General features: G+C 72.5%; 6 protein-coding genes. 4 read left to right on the top strand and 2 right to left on the bottom strand.

Annotated elements, in window-relative coordinates; translation table 11 throughout:
• The 3 genes from D7231_RS29340 to D7231_RS29330 all read left to right on the top strand — a co-directional run.
• On the top strand, window positions 1-456 hold a 456-nt coding region (locus tag D7231_RS29340; protein ID WP_158673831.1), incomplete at its 5' end, for a flavodoxin-dependent (E)-4-hydroxy-3-methylbut-2-enyl-diphosphate synthase.
• A gap of 76 nt (window positions 457-532) precedes the next feature.
• On the top strand, window positions 533-2,569 hold the full coding sequence (gene dxs, locus D7231_RS29335; RefSeq protein WP_120758636.1) for a 1-deoxy-D-xylulose-5-phosphate synthase: 2,037 nt from the start codon (window positions 533-535) through the stop codon (window positions 2,567-2,569).
• Window positions 2,566-3,993 (top strand): aspartate aminotransferase family protein, encoded by a 1,428-nt coding sequence (locus D7231_RS29330; protein WP_120758635.1) that lies wholly within the window; start codon window positions 2,566-2,568, stop codon window positions 3,991-3,993. The genes dxs and D7231_RS29330 overlap by 4 nt, the downstream gene beginning before the upstream one ends.
• A gap of 49 nt (window positions 3,994-4,042) precedes the next feature.
• Here the strand turns inward: D7231_RS29330 and D7231_RS29325 are convergent, their stop codons facing one another.
• Window positions 4,043-4,849: a tyrosine-protein phosphatase gene (locus D7231_RS29325; RefSeq protein WP_120758634.1), complete on the bottom strand. Its 807-nt coding sequence runs from the start codon at window positions 4,847-4,849 to the stop codon at window positions 4,043-4,045.
• Between the two features lie 212 nt (window positions 4,850-5,061).
• Between D7231_RS29325 and D7231_RS29320 the strand changes: the two genes are divergently transcribed.
• A complete protein-coding gene (locus D7231_RS29320) occupies window positions 5,062-5,853 on the top strand; it encodes an SGNH/GDSL hydrolase family protein (RefSeq protein ID WP_120758633.1) in 792 nt (263 codons plus the stop codon).
• Between the two features lie 56 nt (window positions 5,854-5,909).
• On the opposite strand, the gene D7231_RS29315 is transcribed toward D7231_RS29320, so the two are convergent.
• Window positions 5,910-6,368, bottom strand: coding sequence for an ATP-binding protein (locus tag D7231_RS29315; RefSeq protein ID WP_241999985.1), 459 nt, complete (start codon window positions 6,366-6,368; stop codon window positions 5,910-5,912).
• Between the last annotated feature and the right edge of the window lie 47 nt (window positions 6,369-6,415).

The raw sequence follows: 6,415 nt of genomic DNA, 5'->3' as shown, positions 1-6,415 counted from the left end.
TTCGGTGCGCTGCTGTCGGAGGGCATCGGTGACACGATCCGTGTGTCGCTGTCGGCGCCGCCGGCGGAGGAGATCAAGGTCGGTATGCAGATCCTGGAGTCCCTGGGGCTGCGGCAGCGCCGGCTGGAGATCGTCTCGTGCCCGTCGTGCGGCCGGGCGCAGGTGGACGTGTACAAGCTCGCCGACCAGGTCAGTGCCGGTCTGGAGGGCATGGAGGTGCCGCTGCGCGTCGCGGTGATGGGCTGCGTCGTAAACGGTCCCGGTGAGGCGCGTGAGGCCGACCTGGGTGTCGCCTCCGGCAACGGCAAGGGCCAGATCTTCGTCAAGGGCGAGGTCATCAAGACCGTGCCGGAGTCGAAGATCGTGGAGACCCTCATCGAGGAAGCAATGAAGATCGCCGAAGTCATGGCGGCGGACGGCGCCCCCGGCGGGGCACCGCACGTCACCATCGCCTGAACCGGCGACCGCCACCGTAGGAACAGCGACCGAGCGGCCGCCCCGGCCCAGGCCGCAAGACGAGGAGGGGGCCCGCGTGTCGTTGCTCGAGAACATCCGCAGTCCGCGCGACCTGAAGACCCTGGACGCCGAGGAGCTGACCGAACTGGCGGAGGAGATCCGCCACTTCCTCATCCACGCCGTCGCCCGCACCGGCGGCCACCTCGGCCCCAACCTCGGCGTGGTGGAGCTCACCATCGCCCTGCACCGCTCGTTCGACTCCCCGGCCGACCGCATCCTGTGGGACACCGGCCACCAGAGCTACGTCCACAAGCTGCTCACCGGCCGCCAGGACTTCTCCAAGCTGCGCGGCAAGGGCGGCCTGTCCGGCTACCCCTCGCGCGAGGAGTCCGAGCACGACGTCATCGAGAACAGCCACGCCTCCACCGTCCTCGGCTGGGCCGACGGCCTCGCCAAGGCCAACCAGGTCCTCGGCCGCTGGAACCGGCACGTCGTCGCCGTCATCGGCGACGGGGCCCTGACCGGCGGCATGGCCTGGGAGGCGCTCAACAACATAGCCGCCGCCAAGGACCGGCAGCTGATCATCGTCGTCAACGACAACGAGCGCAGCTACGCCCCCACCATCGGCGGCCTCGCCGACCACCTCGCCACGCTCCGCACCACCGACGGCTACGAACGCGCCCTGTCCTGGGGCAAGGACGCCGTCCAGGGCCTGCCCCTGATCGGCAAGCCCCTCTACGAGTCCCTGCACGGCGCCAAGAAGGGCTTCAAGGACGCGTTCGCCCCGCAGGGCATGTTCGAGGACCTCGGCCTGAAGTACCTCGGCCCGATAGACGGCCACGACATCGACGCCGTCGAGTCGGCGCTGCGCCGGGCCAAGCGCTTCCACGGCCCCGTCCTCGTCCACTGCCGCACGGAGAAGGGGCGCGGCTACCAGCCCGCCCTGGAGGACGACGCGGACCGCTTCCACACCGTCGGCGTGATCGACCCGCTCACGTCCCTGCCGCTGGCCCCCTCGGCCGGCCGGTCCTGGACCTCGGTCTTCGGCGACGAGATGCTCGCCATCGGCGCCGAACGGCCCGACGTGGTCGCCATCACGGCCGCCATGCTGCACCCCGTGGGCCTGACGAAGTTCGCCGAGGCCTACCCCGACCGGGTCTGGGACGTCGGCATCGCCGAGCAGCACGGCGCCGTCTCCGCGGCCGGCCTGGCCACCGGCGGTCTGCACCCGGTCTTCGCCGTCTACGCCACGTTCCTCAACCGCGCCTTCGACCAGGTGCTCATGGACGTCGCCCTGCACAAGTGCGGGGTGACGTTCGTCCTCGACCGGGCCGGCGTCACCGGTACCGACGGGCCCAGCCACAACGGCATGTGGGACATGTCGCTGCTGCAAGTCGTGCCCGGCCTGCGGATCGCCGCCCCGCGCGACGCCGACCAGCTGCGCGCCCAGCTCCGCGAGGCCGTCGAGGTCGAGGACGCCCCCACCGTGATCCGCTTCCCGAAGGAGAACGTCGGCGAGCCCGTCCCGGCCCTCGCCCGCGCCGGGGGCATGGACGTCATCGCCCGCCCCGGTCCCGGCGAGGACGAGGCGCAGGTCCTGCTCGTCGCCGTCGGCACCATGGCCGGGGTCTGCCTGGAGGCCGCCGCGCTCCTCGCCGCCCGCGGCACCCCCTGCACGGTCGTCGACCCGCGCTGGGTCAAGCCCGTCGACCCCGCCCTGCCCCCGCTCGCCGCGCGCCACCGCCTCGTCGCGGTCGTCGAGGACAACAGCCGCACCGGCGGCGTCGGCTGGGCCGTCGGGCAGGCGCTGCGTGACGCCGACGTCGACGTGCCGCTGCGCACCTTCGGCATCCCCGAGCAGTTCCTGCCGCACGCCAAGCGCGGCGAGGTCCTGGCGGACCTCGGGCTCACCCCCGCCGAGATCGCCGGCCGGATCAGCGCCGCGCTGGCCCGTCACGCGGCCCCGGCCGGTGGTGACGAAGCCCCGGCCCGCAGCGCCGCCCCGGCCCCCGCCCGCACGCAAGCCCCGGCCGCCCGCAAGAAGGCCCCGGCCCCGGCCCGTACGCAAGCCGCGGGCGCCCCCGCGGCCGTCAAGGAGAACGACGACGCATGACAGCCGACACCGCCGGCACGGCCGGCGCCCCCGCCGCGAGCGCCAAGGGCTTCGACCTGACCCGGCTCCTCGCGGAGCGCGGCGCCGAGCGGTACGACCTGCACGCCCGGCACCTCAACCACCAGCTGCCGCGCATGCTGCACACCATCGGCTTCGACAAGGTCTACGAGCGGGCCGAGGGCGCCTACTTCTGGGACGCCGACGGGCAGGACTACCTCGACATGCTCGCGGGCTTCGGGGTGATGGGCGTCGGCCGCCACCACCCCGTCGTCCGCAAGGCGCTGCACGACGTCCTCGACGCCTCGCTCGCCGACCTCACCCGCTTCGACTGCCAGCCGCTGCCCGGCCTCCTCGCCGAGAAGCTGCTGTCGTACGCACCCCACCTGGACCGGGTGTTCTTCGGCAACAGCGGCACCGAGGCCGTGGAGACGGCCCTGAAGTTCGCGCGGTACGCCACCGGCAGACCGCGGGTCCTCTACTGCGACCACGCCTTCCACGGCCTGACCACCGGCTCGCTCTCCGTCAACGGCGAGTCCGGCTTCCGCGACGGCTTCGCGCCGCTGCTGCCCGACACCGCCGTCCCGCTCGGCGACCTCGCGGCGCTGGAGCGGGAGCTGGCCCGCGGCGACGTCGCGGCCTTCGTCATCGAGCCCATCCAGGGCAAGGGCGTCCACGAGGCGCCCCCCGGCTACCTGCGCGCCGCCCAGGAGCTGCTGCACCGGCACAAGGCGCTGCTCATCGCCGACGAGGTGCAGACCGGCGTCGGGCGCACCGGCGACTTCTTCGCCTACCAGCACGAGGCCGGCGTCGAGCCGGACCTGGTGTGCGTGGCCAAGGCGCTCTCCGGCGGCTACGTGCCCGTGGGCGCCACCCTCGGCAAGGACTGGATCTTCAAGAAGGTCTACTCCTCCATGGACCGGGTCCTCGTGCACTCCGCGAGCTTCGGCGCCAACGCGCAGGCGATGGCGGCCGGGCTCGCGGTGCTCTCGGTCCTGGAGGACGAGCAGGTCGTCGCGAACGCCCGGCGCACGGGCGACCTGCTGCGCACCCGGCTCGCGGCGCTCACCGGCAAGTACGAGCTGCTGCACGACGTCCGCGGCCGGGGCCTGATGATCGGCATCGAGTTCGGCAAGCCGTCCTCGCTGGGGCTGCGCAGCCGCTGGGCGATGCTCCAGGCGGCCCGCAAGGGCCTCTTCGCGCAGATGGTCGTCGCGCCGCTGCTCCAGAAGCACCGCATCCTCACCCAGGTCTCCGGCGACCACCTGGAAGTGATCAAGCTGATCCCGCCGCTGATCATCGGAGAGCGCGAGGTGGACCGCTTCGTGGACGCCTTCACGGCCGTCATGGACGACGCCCACGGAGGCGGCGGGCTGCTCTGGGACTTCGGCCGCACCTTGGTGAAGCAGGCGGTGGCGAACCGCTAGCTACTCCGCCGGGCGGCTGTGCGATCGCTCAGCCGCCCGGCGGATCACGTCAGTCTGTGAGGAGTCGGCTCCGCATCCGCTCCCGGGCTGCCGGGGCGAGCCCGAGCCCGTCGGTCAGATAGCGGTCCGCCGAGCCCCATACGGCGTCGATCGTCTCGAATGCGGCCAGCAAATACGTGGCGCGCGCCTCGAACATCGGCGACAGCAGCTCCGCGATCTCCCGGTCCTCGGGCCCGGTCGCCTCCGGCGCCCGCCGCATGCGGTAGCGCCGGTGCGGGGCGTTCGACTCCAGGTAGTCGGCCTCGATGACGTCGCGGGCGACGCCGAGGGCGAGCAGGGTGACCGCGACGGACAGCCCGGCGCGGTCCTTCCCGGCCGCGCAGTGCATGAGCGCGGGCACGCTGTCCTCGGCGACGGAGCGCAGGACGTGGCCGAGCTCGGCGGTCCGGCCCGTGATCACCTCGCGGTACGTCTCGGCCATCCGGTCCGCCGCTCTGCCGTCGGCCAGCGCCGCACGGATCTGCGCGAGGTCGCGGGCGCGCACCATGTTCCAGAACTCGGCGCCGTGAGCAGGGTCGTTGAGCGGCAGGTTCACGTTGCGGACGCCGGTGAGCTCGACGTCGGGGCCGTCGAGCGCGATGTCGGCGGCGTTGCGGAAGTCGAAGACCGTGTGCAGGCCGAGCGTGCCGAGGAAGCGGGCGTCCTCCTCGGTGGCGTGGGCCAGGTGCCCGCTGCGGTTGAGGACGCCGTGCCGCAACCGCCGGCCGTCAGCCGTGGGCAGGCCGCCCAGATCACGGAAGTTGCGCACCCCCGCGAGCTCGGGCTCGGTGGACGGCACATGCGGCGTCTGCGTCACGGGCGCTCCCTGGGTCTCGGCTGCCGGCGCTGGTCGTCGGCGAGGCGGCTCAACGACCTTACGACACCGGTTGTACGGGCAATCCGCTCCGTGCGGTAGCCGCGCCGACGTATTCCGCTTGCGGGGACTTCGCCGGGGTGGGATACATCACGGCACGTCAACCCCTGGTTACGGTGGCGTAGGTCACTCCTGGGGAGGAAAGATGTACTGACGTGGCAGACGATTCGAATTCATTCAGCAAGAGCGCGATCGGGTCGTACGCAGCCGTCGGGGACAGCTTCACCGAAGGCGTCGGCGACCCAGGGCCGGACGACACCTTCATCGGCTGGGCCGACCGACTCGCCGTACTCCTCGCCGACCAGCGTCCCGAGCACGACTTCCGCTACGCCAACCTCGCCGTGCGCGGCCGGCTCCTGGACCAGATCGTCGCGGAGCAGGTGCCCCGGGCGAAGGAGCTCGGCCCCGAGCTCGTGACCTTCTGCGCGGGCGGCAATGACATCCTGCGCCCGGGCAGCGACCCGGACGCCGTGGCCGAGCGCTACGAGAAGGCCGTCGCCGAGCTGGCCTCCTCCGTGGGCACCGTGCTGCTGTGCACGGGCTTCGACACCCGCGGGATGCCCGTGCTGCGGCACCTGCGCGGCAAGATCGCGACGTACACCGCCCACGTCCGCGCCATTGCGGACCGGCACGGGTGCCCGGTCCTGGACCTGTGGTCGCTGCGCTCGGTGCAGGACCGCAGGGCCTGGAGCGACGACCGGCTCCACCTCTCGCCCGACGGGCACACGCGGGTGGCCCTGCGGGCCGCCCAGGTGCTCGGCCTGGAGGTGCCGGCCGACCCGGACCAGGCCTGGCCGGACGAGGGCCAGCGCTCGCCCGCCGAGGTGCGGCGCGACAACATCCACTGGGCGCGCGAGCACCTGGTGCCGTGGATCGGCCGCCGGCTGCGCGGCGAGTCCTCGGGGGACCACGTGGAGCCCAAGCGGCCGGACCTGCTGCCGCTGTAGCGCCGCTTCGAGGGGGAGGGAGCTTAAAAGGGGAGGGACTTCGGGGGAGGGGAAATTCAGGGGGTGGGCCGCCCGGCGGCCAGATCGGCCCAGACGACGCGGCCCCGGCCGCTGTCGTCGGGCCGGACCCCCCAGGCCTTGGACAGTGCGCCCACGAGCAGCAGCCCGCGGCCGCTCTCCTCGTCCGCCCCGCTGCACCGCGCCCGCGGCTCCGTCGGGGTGCGGCCCTGGTCGGCCACCTCTATGCGCAGGTGCGCGCCGAGCACCCTCAGCTGACAGCTGACGTTCGCGCTGTCCGTGTGCCGGACGGCGTTGGTGAAGAGCTCGGACACCACCAACTGTGCGTCATCGCACGCCACTTCGTCGATGCCCCACTCCCGCAGTTGCGCGAGGACCCGTTTTCGGGCGGCTGCCACCGAGGCGCCACGGGCCGGGAAGTGGAAGGCGTCCTGGAGACGCGCGGCCATGGAACAGCCGAAGCGCCCGAGCGAAGGTGCGTCATGGGAGGGGACCACGCCGTAACTATGTGCGATACCGCCGAGGTGTGGCAAGGTTCAATCTG

Source organism: Streptomyces klenkii, from assembly GCF_003626645.1.
In the GTDB taxonomy this organism is placed as follows: domain Bacteria; phylum Actinomycetota; class Actinomycetes; order Streptomycetales; family Streptomycetaceae; genus Streptomyces; species Streptomyces klenkii.
Note: the sequence above shows the minus strand (reverse complement) of the source record. Positions and strands in the feature narration are given on the sequence as shown.